Origin of the sequence: Alteraurantiacibacter aquimixticola (assembly GCF_004965515.1) — a bacterium.
GTDB classification, from domain to species: domain Bacteria; phylum Pseudomonadota; class Alphaproteobacteria; order Sphingomonadales; family Sphingomonadaceae; genus Alteraurantiacibacter; species Alteraurantiacibacter aquimixticola.
Genome location: NZ_SSHH01000004.1, coordinates 518,436 through 535,547 on the forward strand (window position 1 = coordinate 518,436; position 17,112 = coordinate 535,547).

Here is a 17,112-nt window from a genome sequence, read left to right on the forward strand (position 1 = left end):
GGGCCAATTGGCTGGGTCGCGGTCTCTTCGATTGCAGCCACAGCATCCTGATTGAACATTCTATTGCCTCGCGCGCGAATTCCGCTGCGTTTTCTAGGTATTTGTTCGGCTTTTCTTTACTCCGCCGGTTCACTAAGGCGCGGTCGCTGATCTAGCGATACATTTGGGGGAAACTTAATGAAGAAGACTGTTGCGGCGACCATGCTGTGCATGGCCGTTTCTACTCCTGCCTTGGCGCAGGAGGCCGATACTTCCAACGCGCGCGACGGCGTGCGTATCGAGTTGCGTGCTACCTATGAGACGCCGACGGTTAGCAGCCTGGTCGAGGATGACGATGTCTACAAGCTGGGCAGCTCCTTCGCCTTTGGCGGTGAGCTGGGCTTTGATCTCGCGCTGGGCGATTCGGTCGTGATGGGACCCTATGGCCAGTATGAAGTCTCCACTGTCGAAAGCTGCGACGGCGGCTTTTGCGTCAGCACTACGGGCTATTTCGAAGCCGGCCTGCACATTGGCTATGCCACTAGCGATGCGGGCCAGGTTTACGGCAAGCTCGGTTATGGCCGCCTCGGCTTCGAGACCGAAGGTCTGGGTCTCGACACTACCGAAAATGGCTCGGGCGTAGCTTTCGCGCTGGGTTACGAGCATGGCTTCGGCGAAAACATCTATGGCCGCATCGAAGGCGGCTATGCCGATGTAGGCGAAGTTTACGGCATCAACTTCCAGCGCCGCCATTTTGGCGTTGCGGTTGGCGCACGCTTCTGATCCGCGTTCGCGGTTCGATTGAATGAAATAATTGAATGAAATGCAGGGGCGGCGTGGCTTTCGGGCTTCGCCGCCCCGCTAGTGTTCAAGCCAGGCGTTCTCACAGTCGGCCCCTGTGCTAAGTCGCCGGCCAGCGCTTTGTCATCCTCTGCGCGCCGTTTTCGCAAACCGGAGGCGCTTGTTCTCCTGAACGGTGCAAGGTGTGTAACGTCGGTGTGAAGGCGACGGGCGCGAAAGGCTTGCATTTTTCCCTGCCCCCGCTAAATGCGCGCCCTTCACTGACACGTGATTCATCTTCCGGTCTGGCTGAAAGGGCTGCCAGGGCTGGTTGGACGTGTTTCTGACTAAAGGAGACGAAAATGCCCAAGCTGAAGACCAAGAGCGGTGTGAAGAAGCGCTTCAAGATCACCGCTACGGGCAAGGTAAAGCACGGCGTTGCCGGCAAGCGCCACCGGCTGATTAGCCACAACGCCAAGTATATCCGCCAGAACCGCGGCACCTCCGTTCTTGCAGACGCAGACGTGAAGGCCGTGAAGAAGTGGGCTCCCTACGGCCTCGGTTGAGCCGTCGGAACCTCATTCGGATTTAAGGAGCTTACACCATGCCCCGTATCAAGCGCGGCGTTACCACGCGCCAGAAGCACAAGCGGTTACTCGACCAGGCCAAGGGCTATCGCGGTCGCCGCAAGAACACCATTCGCGTTGCTCGCCAGGCTGTCGAAAAGGCCGGCCAGTACGCCTATCGCGACCGCAAGGTTAAGAAGCGCAACTTCCGCGCCCTGTGGATCCAGCGCATCAACGCCGCGGTTCGCGCCGAAGGCATCACCTATTCGCAGTTCATGCACGGCGCCAAGCTCGCCGGTATCGAGCTGGACCGCAAGGTGATGGCCGACCTGGCGATGAACGAAGCGGAAAGCTTCGCGCTGATCATCAAGCAGGCCAAGGACGCGCTGCCCGCATAAGCGGAAAAGCGGCTTCGGCCATTGCCGGTGACGGCATGAAAAGGGCGCGGACGGCATTGCCGTCCGCGCCCTTTGCTTGTCCGCTCGCCATTTGTCCAAGGATCGCACAGGGCATAGGGCGGGATGGCGGGAATTTTCTGTAAGCGCTGCAAATACTTGCGCGCCAATACTCCATTTGCTCCGCAGTTCGATAAGCGTTGCCAGGGAAGTGAGCAAAGCAGCACGGCTGGATAACAAGACGATACGCCGAATCCGACGGCGCGCGTCATTCATCCGTCACCCTTGTCATTCTAAAATGGACCTTTTCACACTTTAAAAATCGCTAATGTCTCGTAAAAGGGTCCCATAATTACATCGCGTTGAGTCTCATCGCGGTGAGTTCGGTTTGGGGGCCGGGTCGCGACATGTCGGAAGAATTCGCCATTGATGTGCGCTTCTATCGCTTGTCGGTAGAGCTCCAGCCCTATTTCACTGCGCTCTATTCCTTCACCATCATTTGTGACGATGACGTCATGGTGGAAGACAGGCTTCATCCCGAATGGGCGGCCATGCGCTTCACTGAAAGCGGCTCTTATCCGATTGCCGCCATCGCGCCGGACGACATAGCCGTGACATGGCCATTCGTCGCCAGCGGGCCGACCAGCCGGGCGATCAAGTTCGGGCTCAAGCACTCGCGCGTGTGGGGCCTGGGCCTACAGCCGGCCGGCTGGGCGAAATATGTCACGGCGCCGGCCAGCCAGGTCGCCGACCGCATCGTGAATGCGGGCGAGATGGACTGCTTCTCGGTCTTCTGGCCTATCCTCGACATCGCCCGCAACGGATCGGACGATACGGACGAGACCGCGCGCCAGATCAACGGTTACCTGATGGAACAGGACCATCGGCCCGTTCCGGGTGAAGCGAAGATTCTCGCCTGCCAGGAAGCGCTGCGCGATGCGGAGGTGGCCGATGTCGCGATCCTTGCCGAACGGATGGGGATGGAGCGTCGCACGCTGGAACGCCTTTGCTCGCGCTATTTCGGTTTCCCGCCCAAAATGCTGATCCGCCGGGCGCGCTTCCTGCGCAGCCTGGCGCGCTTCATGCTGGAGCCGATGCAGAACTGGTCGCGCGCATTGGACGAGCAATATTTCGACCACGCCCATTTCGTGCGCGATTTCCGTTCCTTCATGGGCATAACGCCGACCGAATATGCCGAGGCGCCGCATCCCGTGCTCGAACGCATCATGGCGCAGCGCATGGCGGACCAGGGGGCGGCTCCGCCGACCGACTTGCCGACCGTCCTGCGTTATCGCGGAAGAGGGTCGTCACGCGATCAGGGGCGCGATTAGGGCTTGGGTAGGCGCGCCATGGCGGCTAACAGGCCCGCCAAGCCAAATTCCGACCACTTGCCGATAGCTCAGTCACCGAAAAGCCCACTCGAAACGCTATGTCCAATCCCGAAACCATGAAGAGCGATGCGCTGGCGCGTATCGCGGCCGCCGCAGACCCGAACGCCCTCGAAGCGCTGCGTGTCGAATTCCTCGGCAAGCAAGGCAGCATTTCCGCCCTGCTGAAGACACTGGGCAAGATGAGTCCGGAGGAACGGCAGGAGAAGGCTCCGGCGATCCAGGCGCTGCGCCAGGGTGTGGCCGATGCGCTCGCTGCGAAGAAGGCGGCGCTCGATGCGGCCGAGCTTGAGGCGCGCCTCGCCACCGAAACGCTCGACCTCACGCTGCCTGCGCCGGAAACGCCGCGCGGCACGGTGCATCCGGTGAGCCAGGTAATGGACGAGCTGGCGGAGATCTTCGCCGATCTCGGTTTCGCCGTCGCCACCGGGCCGGAGGTCGAGGACGACTGGTACAATTTCACCGCGCTCAACATGCCCGAAAGCCATCCGGCGCGCGCGATGCACGACACGTTCTACTTCCCCGACACGGCCCCTAAGGGGGGTCGAATGCTGTTGAGGACGCACACAAGCCCGGTCCAGGTTCGCACCATGATGACCGATGGCGCCCCTGTCCGCATCATCGCACCCGGCCGCGTCTATCGCAGCGATAGCGACGCGACGCACACGCCGATGTTCCACCAGGTGGAAGGTCTCGTGATCGACAAGGACATCCATCTCGGCCACCTGAAGTGGACGCTGGAGACCTTCCTCAAGGCCTTTTTCCAGACCGACGATATCGTGCTGCGCCTGCGCCCGTCCTACTTCCCCTTTACCGAACCTTCGGTAGAGGTCGATGTCGGCTTTGCGATCGACGACAAGGGCAAGCGCGTGCTCGGCGGCAGCGGTGACGAGCCCGGTCATGGCTGGATGGAGCTTCTGGGTAGCGGCATGGTCAACCGCCGCGTGATCGAGATGTCGGGCCTCGATCCCGACCAGTATCAGGGCTTTGCCTTCGGCGTCGGCGTCGATCGCCTCGCCATGCTCAAATACGGGATGGACGATCTGCGCGCCTTTTTCGACGGCGACGTGCGCTGGCTGCAGCATTACGGATTCTCGGCCTATGACCAGCCGACGCTTTCCGCAGGCGTGGGAGCGGGCGCATGAAGTTCTCTCTCGAATGGCTCCAGTACTTCCTCGAAACCGGTGCGACGGTCGAGGAAATCTCCGCCAAGCTGAATGCCATCGGCATCGAAGTGGAAGATATCGAGGATCCGGCCGAAAAGCTGGAAGGCTTCCGCGTCGCCGAAGTGCTGACCGCAAAGCCGCATCCCGATGCCGACAAGCTGCAGGTCCTCACCGTCAATACGGGTGAGGGCGCTCCGCTGCAGGTCGTCTGCGGTGCGCCCAATGCGCATGCGGGGATGAAAGGCGTGCTTGGCGTTGCCGGCGCCATCGTGCCCGCCAACGGCATGAAGCTGCGCAAGTCGGAAATCCGCGGCGTCGAGAGCAATGGCATGATGTGCTCCGTGCGCGAGCTGGAGCTGGGCGAGGATCACGAGGGCATTATCGAACTGCCCGCAGATGCGCCCGTCGGCACCACCTTTGCCGAATATCACGGCGCCTCACCCGTCTTCGACGTGGCGATCACCCCCAACCGTCCCGATTGTATGGGCGTCTATGGCATTGCGCGCGACCTGGCCGCTGCCGGCATGGGCACGCTCAAGCCGCTGCGCGAGCATGACATCGAAGAGGTATTTCCCTGCCCGGTTGAAATCCGCACCGATGACCCGGAAGGCTGCCCGGCCTTCTATGGCCGCGTCATTCGCGGGGTGAAGAACGGCCCCTCGCCCGAATGGATGCAGAAGCGGCTGACCGCGGCTGGCCAGCGCCCGATCAGCGCGCTCGTCGACATCACCAATTACATGATGCTCGCCTTTGGCCGCCCGGCACACGCCTATGACCTCGCCAAGCTTTCCGGCCCGGTCATCGCCCGCCGCGCGAAGGATGGCGAGGAAGTGCTGGCGCTGAACGAGAAGACCTACAAACTCGATGCCAGCATGACGGTGATCGCCGACGATGCAGGCGTGCATGACATTGCCGGCATCATGGGCGGCGAGCATTCCAGCGTGCAGGACGACACTACCGATGTCCTGCTCGAGATCGCCTATTTCAATCCCGACAGCATCGGCGTGACCGGCCGCAAGCTTGGCCTTGCCAGCGATGCGCGCACGCGTTTCGAACGCGGTGTCGATCCGGCATGGCTGGAGGAAGGCCTCGATGGGCTGACCAGCCTGATCCAGCGCATTTGCGGCGGTGAGGCGAGTGCAATGGTCCGCGCCGGTTCGCCGCCGAGCGAGCCCAAGGTCGTGCAATACGATCCCGCGCTGACCACGAAGCTGGGCGGCGTCTCAGTGGATGAGGCCGAACAGCGCCGCATCCTCGCCGCGCTCGATTTCGCCGTGTCCGATGACTGGAAAGTCACCGTGCCGCTGCGCCGCCATGACGTGGAAGGCCCGGCCGATATCGTGGAGGAAGTGGTCCGCATCCACGGCCTCGACCATGTCCAGAGCGTGGCGCTGGAAGGCAATCTCGGCGTTGCTGCTCCTACCGCCACGCCGCAGCAGGCGCTGGAGCGGAAAGTTCGCCGCGCCGCCGCCGGTCGCGGGCTGAACGAGGCGGTGACCTGGTCCTTCCTCCCCTTGCCCGAAGCCGAGCATTTCGCCGCCCTTCGACAGGCTCAGGACGAGCGGGAGGCGCTCTGGGTGCTCGACAACCCGATCAGCGAGGACATGAAGGCCATGCGCCCCTCGCTCATTCCCGGCCTGTTGTCGGCCGCCAAGCGTAATCTCGATCGCGGGGCTTCCAGCCTGCGCCTGTTCGAGATCGGCCGCCGTTATTTGCGCGCCAAGGATGGCGGGAGCGATGAGCATCCGACGCTTGGCGTGGTGCTGGCGGGCGAGAAGATCCAGCGCGGCTGGGCCTCTGGCAAGGCCGTGCCTTTCGACGCTTTCGATGCGAAGGCCGAAGCCATGGCGCTGCTCGCCGAAGCGGGTGCGCCGGTCGATAATTTGATGGTGATGGGAGAGGCGGGATCGCAGTTCCATCCCGGCCAGTCCGCCACCTTGCGGCTCGGCCCCAAGAATGTGCTCGCCCGTTTCGGCGCGCTGCACCCGGCGACGCTCGATGCCTTCGATGTCGATGGGCCGGTGGTCGCGGTGGAGATTTTCCTCGACGCCATTCCGGGCAAGAAGGGCAAGGCCGGCTTCGCCCGCCCGCATTACGCGCCGCCCGCGCTGCAATCGGTGATGCGCGACTTCGCTTTCCTCGTGCCCACGGACCTGCCCGCGGGCGACCTGCTGCGCGCGGTGAAGGGGGCGGACAAGGCGAATATCGTCGATGCCCGCATCTTCGACCTGTTCGAAGGGCAGGGCGTACCCGAAGGCAAGAAGTCGCTCGCGATCGAGGTGACGCTGCAGCCGGGAGAGAAGAGCTACAAGGATGAGGAGATCAAGGCGATCTCCGACAAGGTGGTCGCAGCCGCCGCCAAGCTGGGCGGGGAACTGCGCGGGTAAGCTGACCCAGGGTTGCAGGGCGGCCGTGTTTTGGGGGGCGGCCGCCCTGCGGGGGGCTTATTGGCCGTTCAGCGCGACGGTGCTGCGCGAACCGCCCATATCCAGCATGCGGCCCTGCGTCGCGGCGAGTTCCTCGCGGTGTTCGGCAAGGCGGCTCACGGCGCGCTCAAGCTCGCGCTGCTCTTCGCGAAGTTTCGCCTGCGCCTCGGCAATGCGGGCCTGCGCACGGGCCACGTCGCTCTGCTCGTCCATCACCTTGACTTCGCCATTGGCAACACGCTCCGTCAGGCGGCGCGACTGGCGGTCCAGCCGGTCCCACTGGCGCAGCTGGTCCTCATCCATGTTTGCGGGAGCGGCGATAATGGTCGTGAACTCCTGGCTCTGCGCCATGGCCGGAGAGGCCAAGGTGGCAAGCACAAGCGCGGGAGCGGCAATCAACTTCAGCATTTCTTCTGTCTTCCTTTTCATTCGCGTCCTCAGATAGACCGCTGGACAAAGACGGAGAAGCGGGATTGTCAGAACAGTTAATCCGGAATATCCGGACATATGGACATTGCCCAACTGCGCACATTTCTCGCCGCCGCCGAGAGCGGGAGCTTTGCCGCAGCGGGTGAAATGGTGCATGCCAGCGCCTCGTCGGTGACGGAGCGCATCGCCGCGCTCGAACACCGGATCGGCGCGCGCCTGTTCGAGCGTTCGCGCAAGGGTTGCGAGCTGACCGATGCTGGGAAGCGCTTCCTGCCGAGGGCGCGATCAATCGCCTCCATCTGGGACATGAGCAAGGCCGAAGCCCGCGTGCCGGCCCGCTTTACTGCGCAGGCGCGGATCGGTGGGCAATATGCGCTGTGGCCGGACTTCCTCCTGCCGTGGATCGCCGCGCTGCAGGAGCAGCAGCCGCAGCTTGCCCTTTCGCTCACCGCCGGGGCATCGGCGCGGCTCAACCGAGACCTCGCCGGTGAAGTGCTCGACCTCGCCATCGTCTACAGCCCCACGATCGGCCCCGGCATCATGTCGCGGCCGGTGCTCAATGACCGCCTGGTGCTGGTGCGCGCCGCGACATGCGCGGACTGGTGCGAAGGCTGGGTCGATATCGATTGGGGCGAGCAGATGCGCGCGCCCATTGCCGAAGCCGTGGGCGACATGGAGCAGAGCGGCGTGAGGCTCGACCTTGGCAGCATATCCCTGCGCTGGCTGGTCGAGCGGAACGGCGCGGGCTACCTGCCGGAACGCCTCGCCCGGCCGGCGCTTGCTTCCGGCAGCATCCTTCCCGTTCCGGGCAAGCCGAGCTTCGACTATCCGGCGCATGCTCTATGGCGCAGCCGGTCGGATTTCGATGCGGAGCCGGTGGTCCAGTCGCTGGTCGATTTCGTGGCGGCGACCGGGGCGCTGCTCGCACCGGCTTGATCCGTCTGCTTGCCCATGGACGCGGGGGCATTTCGTCCCTACTTGGCCCGCCATGTCCAATCGCCGCACCTTCGCGATCATCTCGCACCCCGACGCCGGTAAGACCACGCTGACCGAAAAGCTGCTGCTGCAGGGCGGCGCGATCCACCTTGCCGGCGAGGTGAAGGCGCGTGGACAGGCTCGCCGCGCCCGTTCGGACTGGATGAAGATCGAGCAGCAGCGCGGTATCTCGGTCACCAGCTCGGTGATGACGTTCGAGAAGGACGGGATCACCTTCAACCTGCTCGACACGCCGGGGCACGAGGACTTCTCCGAAGACACCTATCGCACGCTGACCGCGGTGGACTCCGCGATCATGGTGCTCGATGCCGCCTCCGGTATCGAGCCGCAGACGCTGAAGCTGTTCGAAGTCTGCCGCCTGCGCTCGGTCCCGATCATCACGCTGATCAACAAGATCGACCGCGAGGGCCGCGATCCGTTCGAACTGCTGGACGAGATTGCCGACAAGCTGGCGCTGGACGTTTCACCGATGAGCTGGCCGGTCGGCATGGGCGGGCTGTTCGAAGGCGTCTATGATTTCGAGACCGGCGCGCTGCACCTGCCCCAAGGCGATGCCAAGGAATTCCTCGGCAAGACGGTGCAGACCACCGGCCCGGAAGATCCGGTGCTGGCGGAGCACCTTTCCGCCGACGGCGTCGCGCGCGTGGCGGAAGAGGGGCAGCTGGGCCGGGAGGGCTATGCGCCCTTCGATCTCGAAGCCTATCGCAATGGTGACCTGACGCCCGTCTATTTCGGGTCGGCGCTGAAAAATTTCGGGGTCGAGGAAATCGTCGACGCCATCGCCAAATATGCGCCGACCCCACGTCCGCAGCCGAGCGAGCAGGGCGAGATCAGCCCCGACCGGGACGAGGTGACCGGCTTCATCTTCAAGGTGCAGGCCAATATGGACCCGAACCACCGCGACCGCATCGCCTTCATGCGGCAGGTTTCGGGGACGTTCAAACGCGGCATGAAGCTGACGCCCTCGGGCCTCGGCAAGCCGATCGCCATCCACTCGCCGATCCTCTTCTTCGCGCAGGATCGCGAGATCGCCGATACGGCGGAGGCGGGCGACATTATCGGCATTCCCAACCACGGCACGCTGCGCGTGGGCGATACGCTGTCGGAAAAGAACGATGTGCGCTTTACTGGCCTGCCGAACTTCGCTCCGGAAATCCTCCGCCGCATCCAGCTGAAGGACCCGACCAAGACCAAGCAGCTGAGGAAGGCGCTGGACGATCTTTCCGAAGAGGGTGTGATCCAGGTCTTCTACCCGGAGATCGGCGCGCAGTGGATCATCGGCGTGGTCGGCCAGCTGCAGCTGGAAGTGCTGATCTCGCGGCTGGAGGCGGAGTACAAGGTGGAAGCCGGGCTCGAAGCCTCGCCTTTCGCCACTGCCCGCTGGGTCAAGGGCGGGGACAAGGCGGTGCGCGAGTTCGAGGATTTCAACCGCGCCAACCTCGCCAAGGATCGCGACGGCGACCTCGTCTTCATGGCCAAGAGCCCGTGGGATGTGAACTACCAGGCCGAAAAGAACCCCGACCTCACCTTCTCCGCCACGAAAGAGCGCTAGGACTGCAATGGGCGCACGAGCGATGGAGCGTCATACGGGAAGCTGCCACTGCGGCGCGATCCGCTTTGCGATCACGACCGACTTCCCGGAGCTGACCACCTGCGACTGTTCGATCTGTCGCCGCAAGAATGCCCTCATGGTGAAGGTCCCTGAAGACCGGTTCGAGCTGCTCGATGGTGACGAGGCGCTGACCGAATACCAGTTCCATACGCATACGGCGCGGCACTTCTTCTGCAGGGTCTGCGGGATCTATCCCTTCCACCGCAAGCGCGTGACGCCCGACTTCTTCGGCGTGAACGTCTTTTGCCTCGACGATTTCGATCCTGCCGGGATTCCGATCCGCGCCACCATTGGCAAGGACATGGAATAGCGCGCTGGCGCTTGTGCGGGCGCAACAGCACGCTAAGTTCTCGACCCATGGCCGAATTCTTCGACGCGCTATCGGAAAAGCACGTGGCGATGATTGCCGCGCAGCCGGTGTTCTTCGTTGCCACAGCTGCCGAAGGATCGCGCATCAATCTCAGCCCCAAGGGCTATGACGCCTTCCGCGTCCTTTCGCCCAGCCGCGTCGCCTGGCTCGACCTCGGCGGTTCGGGGAATGAGACCAATGCCCATCTGCTGGCGGATGGGCGCATCACCATCATGTTCTGCAACTTCCAGCAGCCGGCGCAGATATTGCGCATCTATGGCAAGGGAGAGCCGGTGCTGCCGTGGGAAAGCGGCTGGGACGAGCTGGCGCAGCATTTCACCCTGCTGCCCGGCACGCGGCAGATCTTCGATATCGCGGTGGAGAGCGTGCAGACCTCCTGCGGCTATGGCGTGCCGCTGATGTCGCTGGAGAAGGAGCGGCAGACGCTGATCAAGCATCACACGCAGTCCGATCCGCAGGAATGGGCGGGCAAGTACAAGCGCCGCCGGGAAAGCATCGATGGGCTGCCCGCGCGCACGACCGATCGCTATATCGCCGGCGAGACGCCGGACGCCTCCTCCTGATCGCGGGCCCGCCATGCAGCTGACCTTTGCCAGCTACAACATCCACAAGGCCGTGGGGCTGGATGGCAAGCGCGATGCAGACCGCATCATCCGCGTGCTGACCGAAGTCGATGCCGATGTGATCGCCCTGCAGGAAGCCGATCTGCGCTTCGGCCAGCGCGCCGCCGTGCTGCCGCGCTACCTGCTGGACGAGGCGCAATGGGTGATCGTCCCGCTGAAGATGCGCCCGCGATCGATGGGCTGGCACGGCAATTCCATCCTGGTGCGCAAGCATATCGAGATCGTCGATGCCGCCCCGATCCACTTGCCCTCGCTGGAACCGCGCGGTGCGATCCATGCGCGCTTCAGCAAGGAAGGCCGGGAATTCGACGTGGTGGGCATGCATCTCGACCTGTCGGGCCTGCTCAGGCGCAAGCAGATAGAGACGGTGTGCGGCGTGATGCGCCATGGGAACAAGCCCACCGTCATCATGGGCGACCTCAACGAATGGTCCCCGCGCGGAGGGGCGCTGCGCTCTTTCGGCAAGGACTGGAAGGTGCTCGCCCCCGGCCGCTCCTTCCCCGGCAGCCGCCCGCTTGCCCCGCTCGACCGCATCGTCCATTCGCCGCATTGGGACTGCGCCAATTGCGAGGTCCACCACAGCGCGCTGGCGGTGAGTGCATCGGACCATCTGCCCGTGCGCGCGGAGCTGGAGCTCAATGCCTGATTTTTAGGCGCTTGGCGGCGCCCAGATGCTGGTCCTGCCCATTTTTCAGGCGTCCTGAAGGCCTGCGGAGGTGCCACTTTCCGGGGCCTAATCCGTAAACGGCCATCACCGAATTCTGGCACGCTAGTTGCATCTCTCTTCCTGCATTTGGGGCGTCCGCCACGGGCCCCTGAAAAAGGAGAGGTGCAAGATGAAATTCGTCATTGCCGTTATCAAACCGTTCAAGCTCGACGAGGTGCGAGAAGCGCTCGGCGCGATTGGCGTCGCGGGCATGACCGTGTCCGAGGTGAAGGGTTTCGGCCGCCAGAAGGGCCAGACCGAAATCTATCGCGGTGCCGAATATTCGGTGAACATGCTGCCCAAGGTGAAGATCGAGATTGCCGTCAGCGACGAGCTGATGCCGAAGGTCGTCGAAACCATCCAGCAAACCGCCAGCACCGAAAGCATCGGCGACGGCAAGATCTTCGTGCTCGACCTGCTGTCGACGACGCGGATCCGCACCGGTGAAACCAACGAGACCGCGCTTTGAGCGGCGGTGAGGGAATGAGGGGTAGAAGAATGATCCGCAAACTCGCTTATGGCGCTGCTTCGATTGGCGCCACCATGCTGACCGCAACAGCGGTTCTCGCGCAGGAGGCCGCCGAGGCCGCGCCTGCCGTTGCCAATCCGGGCAATAATGCCTGGATGATGACCGCCACCGTGCTGGTTATGATGATGATCCTGCCGGGACTGGCGCTGTTCTATGGTGGCCTGACCCGCTCCAAGAACATGCTGTCCACCATGACCCAGATCGGCGCCACCGCGGCGCTGGCCATGCTGGTGTGGATCATGTGGGGCTATTCGCTCGCCTTCGGGCCGACGCCCATCGAAGGCTTCCTGGGCCAGTTCTTCAGCACCGGCTCCTATTTCCTCTCCTCGGTCACGCCGGACACCACCGCCGCGACCTTCTCGGACGAGGTCATCTCCGAATATGTCTTCGTCAGCTTCCAGATGACCTTCGCCGCGATTACCGCCGCGCTGGTTCTGGGCGCCACGGCGGAGCGCATGAAGTTCTCTGCAACGATGCTCTTCACCATCCTGTGGCTGACGGTCGTTTATTTCCCGATCGCACACATGGTCTGGGCGGGCGGCGGCCTGCTGTTCGAGATGGGCGCTCTGGATTTTGCCGGTGGTACCGTCGTGCACATCAATGCCGGCGTCTCGGGCCTGGTGCTCGCCTACCTGCTGGGCAAGCGCAAGGGCTACCCGACCGAGCCGATGCCGCCGCACTCGCTGACGCTGACCATGGTCGGCACCGGCCTGCTGTGGGTGGGCTGGTTCGGCTTCAACGCCGGTTCCGAACTGGAGGCGGACGGCTTTGCCGGCCTCGCGATGATCAACACTTTCGTGGCCACCGCTGCCGGCGGCCTGGCGTGGATGGTGATCGAGAAGCTTGCCGGCCACAAGGGTTCGGCGCTGGGCTTCTGCTCGGGCATCATTGCCGGTCTCGTCGCCGTCACTCCGGCGGCCGGCAATTCCGGCCCGTTCGGTGCGGTGGTGCTGGGCATCGTCGCTTCGACGGTCTGCTACTTCGCCGTCGCCAAGCTCAAGCCGGCCCTCGGCTACGATGACTCGCTGGACGCTTTCGGCATTCACGGCATTGGCGGCATCGTCGGCGCGATCGGTACCGGCTTCGTCAACACGATGTTCAACGGTCCCGGCAATGGCGACGCGGAGAGCATGATGGCGCAGGTCGGCATCCAGGTCTTCGCGGTGGTCATCGCCATTCTCTGGGCCGCCATCGGTACGCTGATCGTCGGCCTCATCGTCAAGGCGGTTACCGGCCTCAGGGTCTCCGACGAGACCGAGGTCAGCGGCCTCGATATCTCCGAACATGGAGAACGCGCCTACAACTGACCGATATCTGTTTGGCGGGGGTGGGAACTCCTCTCCTCTCCCTCCCACCCCCGCCTCACTACGTTCCTCCTGCGAACGCACAAACTCTGGGCCGGAGCCAACCGCTCCGGCCCATTTTCTTTGCTTTTCCGGCAGCGCGAAGGTCTTAAGTGCGTGCCCAAAATTTAGGCAGCTGCCCAAGATTCGAGCGGTGAATGGTGCGCTGCGACAGCGCGGAAATACCTAACTTTAAGTAAACGCCTAGCTTTTGGCGAACTGGCACAGCCTTTGCATTTGTGACCCGTGGCCGGGATCGTCTCCGGTAAGCAATAGGGGTCAGTGATGAAATTCATCATCGCCATTATCAAACCGTTCAAGCTCGACGAGGTGCGCGAAGCACTCGGCGCGCTTGGCGTGGCGGGCATGACAGTGTCCGAAGTCAAGGGCTTCGGCCGCCAGAAGGGACAGACCGAGATTTATCGCGGTGCCGAATACTCGGTGAACATGCTCCCGAAGGTGAAGCTCGAAATCGCCGTCAGCGACGAGCTCATGCCCAAGGTCGTCGAATCCATCCAGCAAACCGCCAGCACCGAGAGCATCGGCGACGGCAAGATCTTCGTTCTCGACCTGATGTCGACCACGCGGATCCGCACCGGCGAGACCGACGAAACCGCGCTGTAAGCAGGGGACATGACTGAGATGAAGAACATTCTGAAATATGCGGCGCCCGCCCTTGCGGCCCTCGCCGTGGCCGAGCCGGCCTTCGCCCAGGAGGCCGCGCCTGACGCGGTCGGCGGCGGTACGGCCTATATCCTCAACACGCTGCTGTTCCTGATCGGCGGCTTCCTGGTCATGTGGATGGCCGCCGGCTTCGCCATGCTCGAAGCTGGTCTTGTCCGCGCCAAGAACACCTCGACCCAGTGTCTCAAGAATATCGGCCTCTATTCGATTGCCGGCCTGATGTTCTGGGTGATCGGCTACAACATCGCCTATCCCGGCTTCGAAGGCCCGGGCCTCATTGGCATGGCTGACGGTGGTCCGATCTACTGGATGCAGGGCGTTGGCGAAGCTGACGTAGAAACCGGCTATTCGGTGGCTTCCGACTGGTTCTTCCAGATGGTCTTCTGCGCCACCACCGCCTCGATCGTTTCGGGCACGCTGGCAGAGCGTATCAAGATCGTTCCCTTCTTCATTTTCGTCACCGTGCTGACCGGCATCATCTATCCGGTCGTGGTGAGCTGGGAATGGGGCGGCGGCTATCTTGACGCTGCATGGGGCTTCTCCGACTTCGCCGGTTCCACCCTCGTCCACTCGACGGGCGGCTGGGCTGCGCTGATCGGCGCCCTGATCCTTGGCCCGCGCCTCGGCCGCTATGGCGCTGACGGTTCGGTCAACGTCTTCCCGGGCACGAACATCCCGCTCGCCACGCTGGGTACCTTCATCCTGTGGCTCGGCTGGTTCGGCTTCAACGGCGCATCGCAGCTGGCGATGGGCACCGTGGGCGACGTGTCGGACGTGTCGAAGATCTTCGTCAACACCAACATGGCGGCATGCGCTGGCGTGGTTGTCGCGATCATCGCCACCCAGCTGCGCTACGGCAAGGCGGACGTCACCATGGCGCTGAACGGCGCGCTGGCCGGCCTGGTCGCCATCACCGCAGAGCCGCTGGCTCCGACGGTGGGTCACGCGATCATCATCGGCGGCATTGGCGGCATCCTGCCGGTCATCTTCGTCCCGCTTCTCGACAAGCTGAAGATCGACGACGTGGTCGGCGCCATCCCGGTTCACCTGGTGGCCGGTATCTGGGGCACGCTGATCGTGCCGTGGACCGGTGATGCGACCTTCATGGGCCAGCTCGTCGGCGTCCTGCTGACCATGGTCTGGGTGAGCGTTGCATCGGGCATCGTGTGGTTCATCCTCAAGGCGACGATCGGCCTGCGCCCGTCTGCCGAGGTGGAGACCGCCGGCCTCGACATCCACGAAATCGGTGTCGAAGCCTATCCGGGGCTCGCCAACCAGAACTGAGCCCTACCAAGTTTGGCGGGGGTGGGCCTTCTCCTCCTTCTCCCCCCACCCCCGCCTCAACTCGTTCCTCCTGCGAACGTACAAACTATGGGCCGGAGCTAACCGCTCCGGCCCTTTTTTGTTGCCAGCCACGCACATGCAGCCATTATAAGGGCGTATTAACGGCGGGCATGGGTAGCCCGCCTGGACGTTTGAAGGGGACAAGCGATGAAGCTGGTGATTGCGGTGATCAAACCGTTCAAGCTGGAAGAGGTGCGCGAAGCACTGTCCGGGATCGGGGTGGCTGGAATGACCGCGACGGAGGCCAAGGGGTTTGGCCGCCAGAAGGGCCAGACGGAGATCTATCGCGGCGCCGAATATGCGGTGAACATGTTGCCCAAGGTGCGGCTCGAAGTCGCCACCAGCGATGAAATGGCCCCGCGCATCGTCGAAACCATTCGTGCCGCTGCCGGCACCGACACGATCGGCGACGGCAAGATCTTCGTGCTCGACCTGCCCGAAGCGGTGCGGATTCGCACGGGAGAAACCGGCGAATTGGCGCTCTGAAGGGGGTCTTCCGGGGCCGGAGCGCGTGCTTCCGGCGCGGCTGCAGCACGATTTGCCGCATTTGCAATAGCTTGCCGCAATCCTCGTACCTGTAGCCAATCGGCAACAGCATTTTGATATCCTGTGAAAATATCAATCGAATTTGCATAATTTCGGGTTAAGGCGGGAACGCTTGGTCGCGTGAGGGCTTTGCGTCACAGGTGACACCGATGTCCGGTGTCTTACAATCCATGCGCCAGGCGCGGCGCTTGCTTCTGCCTAACGAGGGGCGGATGCGGGTCCCGTCCGGCGCAGGTCCAGGAGGGTTTTGAAAATGCGTAAATTAGCGCTCAGCCTCGGCGTCGCAGCCACCGCTCTCGCGGTCCCTGCGATGGCACGGGATGGGGAAGTTTATATCGGTGCCGATGCTGGCGTGGTGTTTCCCCAAACTTACGATATCGACATTGCCGGAAGTCAGGAGCCCATCGAGGTCGAGAGCGAAACCGGCTTCGAGCTCGGCGCCGTGCTCGGCTACGACTTCGGCTTCATCCGCACGGAGCTGGAGGGCGCCTACAAGGATTTCGACCCCGAGACGGTGACGACTCTCGTCACGGGTGTTCCCGGTCAGCGAACCGACACTGGCGCGGGGGCTCTGACGACCGGCGTTCTCGACGCCACCGGCGAAAACCGCATCGTGTCGGTGATGGCCAATGCGCTGCTCGATTTCGGCGGCGATGACGGCATCGGCTTCTCGATCGGTGCCGGCGCGGGCCATGCCTGGTGGAGCGGCGAAACCACGGTTTCGTCCAGCGGACCCGGCTATATCGACAGCAATGACCATAACTGGGCTTGGCAGGGCATTGCCGCTCTGCGTATCCCGGCGAGTGAGAATTTCGATATCGGCATCAAGTACAAGTACTTCCAGACGAGCGATCTGGAAGTGACTGACACGCTTGGCCGCACCAACGAATTCGACCTGACCACGCATTCGGCGCTGGTGAGCCTGCTGTATAATTTCGGCGGTTCCGAGCCGGTGGCCCCGCCGCCGCCTCCGCCCCCGCCTCCCCCGCCGCCGCCTCCCCCGCCGCCTCCGCCCCCTCCGCCGCCGCCTCCGCAGGCAGTGTGCAACCAGGGGCCCTACATCGTGTTCTTCGACTGGGATCAGTCGGCGATCACGCCGGAAGCGGCCACGGTGCTGGACTCGGCGATCACCGCCTATGGCGATTGCGGTACGGCAGCTATCATGCTGGCAGGCCACGCCGACCGCTCGGGTTCGACGACCTACAATGTCGGCCTGTCCGAACGGCGTAA

At 63.3% G+C, this 17,112-nt stretch carries 18 protein-coding genes; 17 read left to right on the forward strand and 1 reads right to left on the reverse strand.

The features are described from left to right. The first annotated feature begins 177 nt into the window (after positions 1-177). The 6 genes from E5222_RS16245 to pheT all read left to right on the forward strand — a co-directional run bounded on the left by E5222_RS16245 (position 178) and on the right by pheT (position 6,661). The gene (locus tag E5222_RS16245) at positions 178-762 is read left to right on the forward strand and encodes an outer membrane beta-barrel protein (RefSeq protein ID WP_136694829.1); all 585 of its coding nucleotides are present in this window, start codon (positions 178-180) and stop codon (positions 760-762) included. A 359-nt stretch (positions 763-1,121) separates the two neighbouring features. Continuing rightward, complete coding sequence (gene rpmI / locus E5222_RS16250; protein ID WP_136694830.1) at positions 1,122-1,325, forward strand: 50S ribosomal protein L35; 204 nt, start codon at positions 1,122-1,124, stop codon at positions 1,323-1,325. Between the two features lie 38 nt (positions 1,326-1,363). Continuing rightward, positions 1,364-1,723: a 50S ribosomal protein L20 gene (gene rplT, locus E5222_RS16255; RefSeq protein ID WP_136694831.1), complete on the forward strand. Its 360-nt coding sequence runs from the start codon at positions 1,364-1,366 to the stop codon at positions 1,721-1,723. Between the two features lie 404 nt (positions 1,724-2,127). Then, the gene (locus E5222_RS16260) at positions 2,128-3,051 is read left to right on the forward strand and encodes an AraC family transcriptional regulator (RefSeq protein WP_136694832.1); all 924 of its coding nucleotides are present in this window, start codon (positions 2,128-2,130) and stop codon (positions 3,049-3,051) included. Positions 3,052-3,149: 98 nt separating this feature from the next. Next, on the forward strand, positions 3,150-4,253 hold the full coding sequence (pheS, locus tag E5222_RS16265; RefSeq protein ID WP_136694833.1) for a phenylalanine--tRNA ligase subunit alpha: 1,104 nt from the start codon (positions 3,150-3,152) through the stop codon (positions 4,251-4,253). Beyond that, the gene (gene pheT / locus E5222_RS16270; RefSeq protein WP_136694834.1) at positions 4,250-6,661 is read left to right on the forward strand and encodes a phenylalanine--tRNA ligase subunit beta; all 2,412 of its coding nucleotides are present in this window, start codon (positions 4,250-4,252) and stop codon (positions 6,659-6,661) included. Before pheS ends, pheT begins: the two co-directional genes overlap by 4 nt. Before the next feature lie 57 nt (positions 6,662-6,718). On the opposite strand, the gene E5222_RS16275 is transcribed toward pheT, so the two are convergent. After that, complete coding sequence (locus tag E5222_RS16275; protein WP_136694835.1) at positions 6,719-7,108, reverse strand: hypothetical protein; 390 nt, start codon at positions 7,106-7,108, stop codon at positions 6,719-6,721. Positions 7,109-7,207: 99 nt separating this feature from the next. Here E5222_RS16275 and E5222_RS16280 point away from each other — a divergent pair, with 99 nt between their 5' ends. The 11 genes from E5222_RS16280 to E5222_RS16330 all read left to right on the forward strand — a co-directional run. Beyond that, on the forward strand, positions 7,208-8,065 hold the full coding sequence (locus tag E5222_RS16280) for a LysR family transcriptional regulator (RefSeq protein ID WP_136694836.1): 858 nt from the start codon (positions 7,208-7,210) through the stop codon (positions 8,063-8,065). 52 nt (positions 8,066-8,117) lie between these two features. Further along, entirely contained in the window at positions 8,118-9,677 is a 1,560-nt protein-coding gene (locus E5222_RS16285; RefSeq protein ID WP_136694837.1) for a peptide chain release factor 3, read from the forward strand. A 22-nt stretch (positions 9,678-9,699) separates the two neighbouring features. Beyond that, the gene (locus E5222_RS16290; protein ID WP_136694838.1) at positions 9,700-10,047 is read left to right on the forward strand and encodes a GFA family protein; all 348 of its coding nucleotides are present in this window, start codon (positions 9,700-9,702) and stop codon (positions 10,045-10,047) included. 47 nt (positions 10,048-10,094) lie between these two features. After that, positions 10,095-10,670, forward strand: coding sequence for a pyridoxamine 5'-phosphate oxidase family protein (locus tag E5222_RS16295; RefSeq protein ID WP_136694839.1), 576 nt, complete (start codon positions 10,095-10,097; stop codon positions 10,668-10,670). A 13-nt stretch (positions 10,671-10,683) separates the two neighbouring features. After that, positions 10,684-11,376 carry an endonuclease/exonuclease/phosphatase family protein gene (locus E5222_RS16300; RefSeq protein WP_136694840.1) on the forward strand — a complete coding sequence of 231 codons (693 nt, stop codon included), beginning with the start codon at positions 10,684-10,686 and terminating at the stop codon, positions 11,374-11,376. Between the two features lie 190 nt (positions 11,377-11,566). Continuing rightward, positions 11,567-11,905 carry a P-II family nitrogen regulator gene (locus E5222_RS16305; RefSeq protein WP_136694841.1) on the forward strand — a complete coding sequence of 113 codons (339 nt, stop codon included), beginning with the start codon at positions 11,567-11,569 and terminating at the stop codon, positions 11,903-11,905. A 29-nt stretch (positions 11,906-11,934) separates the two neighbouring features. Beyond that, a complete protein-coding gene (locus E5222_RS16310; protein WP_136694842.1) occupies positions 11,935-13,272 on the forward strand; it encodes an ammonium transporter in 1,338 nt (445 codons plus the stop codon). A 321-nt stretch (positions 13,273-13,593) separates the two neighbouring features. Then, a complete protein-coding gene (locus E5222_RS16315; RefSeq protein ID WP_136694843.1) occupies positions 13,594-13,932 on the forward strand; it encodes a P-II family nitrogen regulator in 339 nt (112 codons plus the stop codon). 18 nt (positions 13,933-13,950) lie between these two features. Then, complete coding sequence (locus tag E5222_RS16320) at positions 13,951-15,276, forward strand: ammonium transporter family protein (protein ID WP_211196179.1); 1,326 nt, start codon at positions 13,951-13,953, stop codon at positions 15,274-15,276. Between the two features lie 207 nt (positions 15,277-15,483). Continuing rightward, positions 15,484-15,822, forward strand: a complete 339-nt coding sequence (locus E5222_RS16325) for a P-II family nitrogen regulator (RefSeq protein WP_136694844.1) — start codon at positions 15,484-15,486, stop codon at positions 15,820-15,822. Positions 15,823-16,135: 313 nt separating this feature from the next. Further along, positions 16,136-17,112, forward strand: a 977-nt coding sequence (locus tag E5222_RS16330) for an OmpA family protein (protein WP_136694845.1), incomplete at its 3' end; no start/stop codon positions are given.

What these genes read in the sequence shown, in the direction of transcription:
- E5222_RS16290 (WP_136694838.1), top strand. Translation starts at nt 9,700, where the DNA reads ATGGAGCGTCATACGGGAAGCTGCCACTGCGGCGCGATCCGCTTTGCG.
- E5222_RS16280 (WP_136694836.1), top strand. Translation starts at nt 7,208, where the DNA reads ATGGACATTGCCCAACTGCGCACATTTCTCGCCGCCGCCGAGAGCGGG.
- E5222_RS16285 (WP_136694837.1), top strand. Translation starts at nt 8,118, where the DNA reads ATGTCCAATCGCCGCACCTTCGCGATCATCTCGCACCCCGACGCCGGT.
- rplT (WP_136694831.1), top strand. Translation starts at nt 1,364, where the DNA reads ATGCCCCGTATCAAGCGCGGCGTTACCACGCGCCAGAAGCACAAGCGG.
- rpmI (WP_136694830.1), top strand. Translation starts at nt 1,122, where the DNA reads ATGCCCAAGCTGAAGACCAAGAGCGGTGTGAAGAAGCGCTTCAAGATC.
- E5222_RS16315 (WP_136694843.1), top strand. Translation starts at nt 13,594, where the DNA reads ATGAAATTCATCATCGCCATTATCAAACCGTTCAAGCTCGACGAGGTG.
- E5222_RS16305 (WP_136694841.1), top strand. Translation starts at nt 11,567, where the DNA reads ATGAAATTCGTCATTGCCGTTATCAAACCGTTCAAGCTCGACGAGGTG.
- pheS (WP_136694833.1), top strand. Translation starts at nt 3,150, where the DNA reads ATGTCCAATCCCGAAACCATGAAGAGCGATGCGCTGGCGCGTATCGCG.
- E5222_RS16310 (WP_136694842.1), top strand. Translation starts at nt 11,935, where the DNA reads ATGATCCGCAAACTCGCTTATGGCGCTGCTTCGATTGGCGCCACCATG.
- E5222_RS16320 (WP_211196179.1), top strand. Translation starts at nt 13,951, where the DNA reads ATGAAGAACATTCTGAAATATGCGGCGCCCGCCCTTGCGGCCCTCGCC.
- E5222_RS16260 (WP_136694832.1), top strand. Translation starts at nt 2,128, where the DNA reads ATGTCGGAAGAATTCGCCATTGATGTGCGCTTCTATCGCTTGTCGGTA.
- E5222_RS16245 (WP_136694829.1), top strand. Translation starts at nt 178, where the DNA reads ATGAAGAAGACTGTTGCGGCGACCATGCTGTGCATGGCCGTTTCTACT.
- pheT (WP_136694834.1), top strand. Translation starts at nt 4,250, where the DNA reads ATGAAGTTCTCTCTCGAATGGCTCCAGTACTTCCTCGAAACCGGTGCG.
- E5222_RS16300 (WP_136694840.1), top strand. Translation starts at nt 10,684, where the DNA reads ATGCAGCTGACCTTTGCCAGCTACAACATCCACAAGGCCGTGGGGCTG.
- E5222_RS16275 (WP_136694835.1), bottom strand. Translation starts at nt 7,108, where the DNA reads ATGCTGAAGTTGATTGCCGCTCCCGCGCTTGTGCTTGCCACCTTGGCC.
- E5222_RS16295 (WP_136694839.1), top strand. Translation starts at nt 10,095, where the DNA reads ATGGCCGAATTCTTCGACGCGCTATCGGAAAAGCACGTGGCGATGATT.
- E5222_RS16325 (WP_136694844.1), top strand. Translation starts at nt 15,484, where the DNA reads ATGAAGCTGGTGATTGCGGTGATCAAACCGTTCAAGCTGGAAGAGGTG.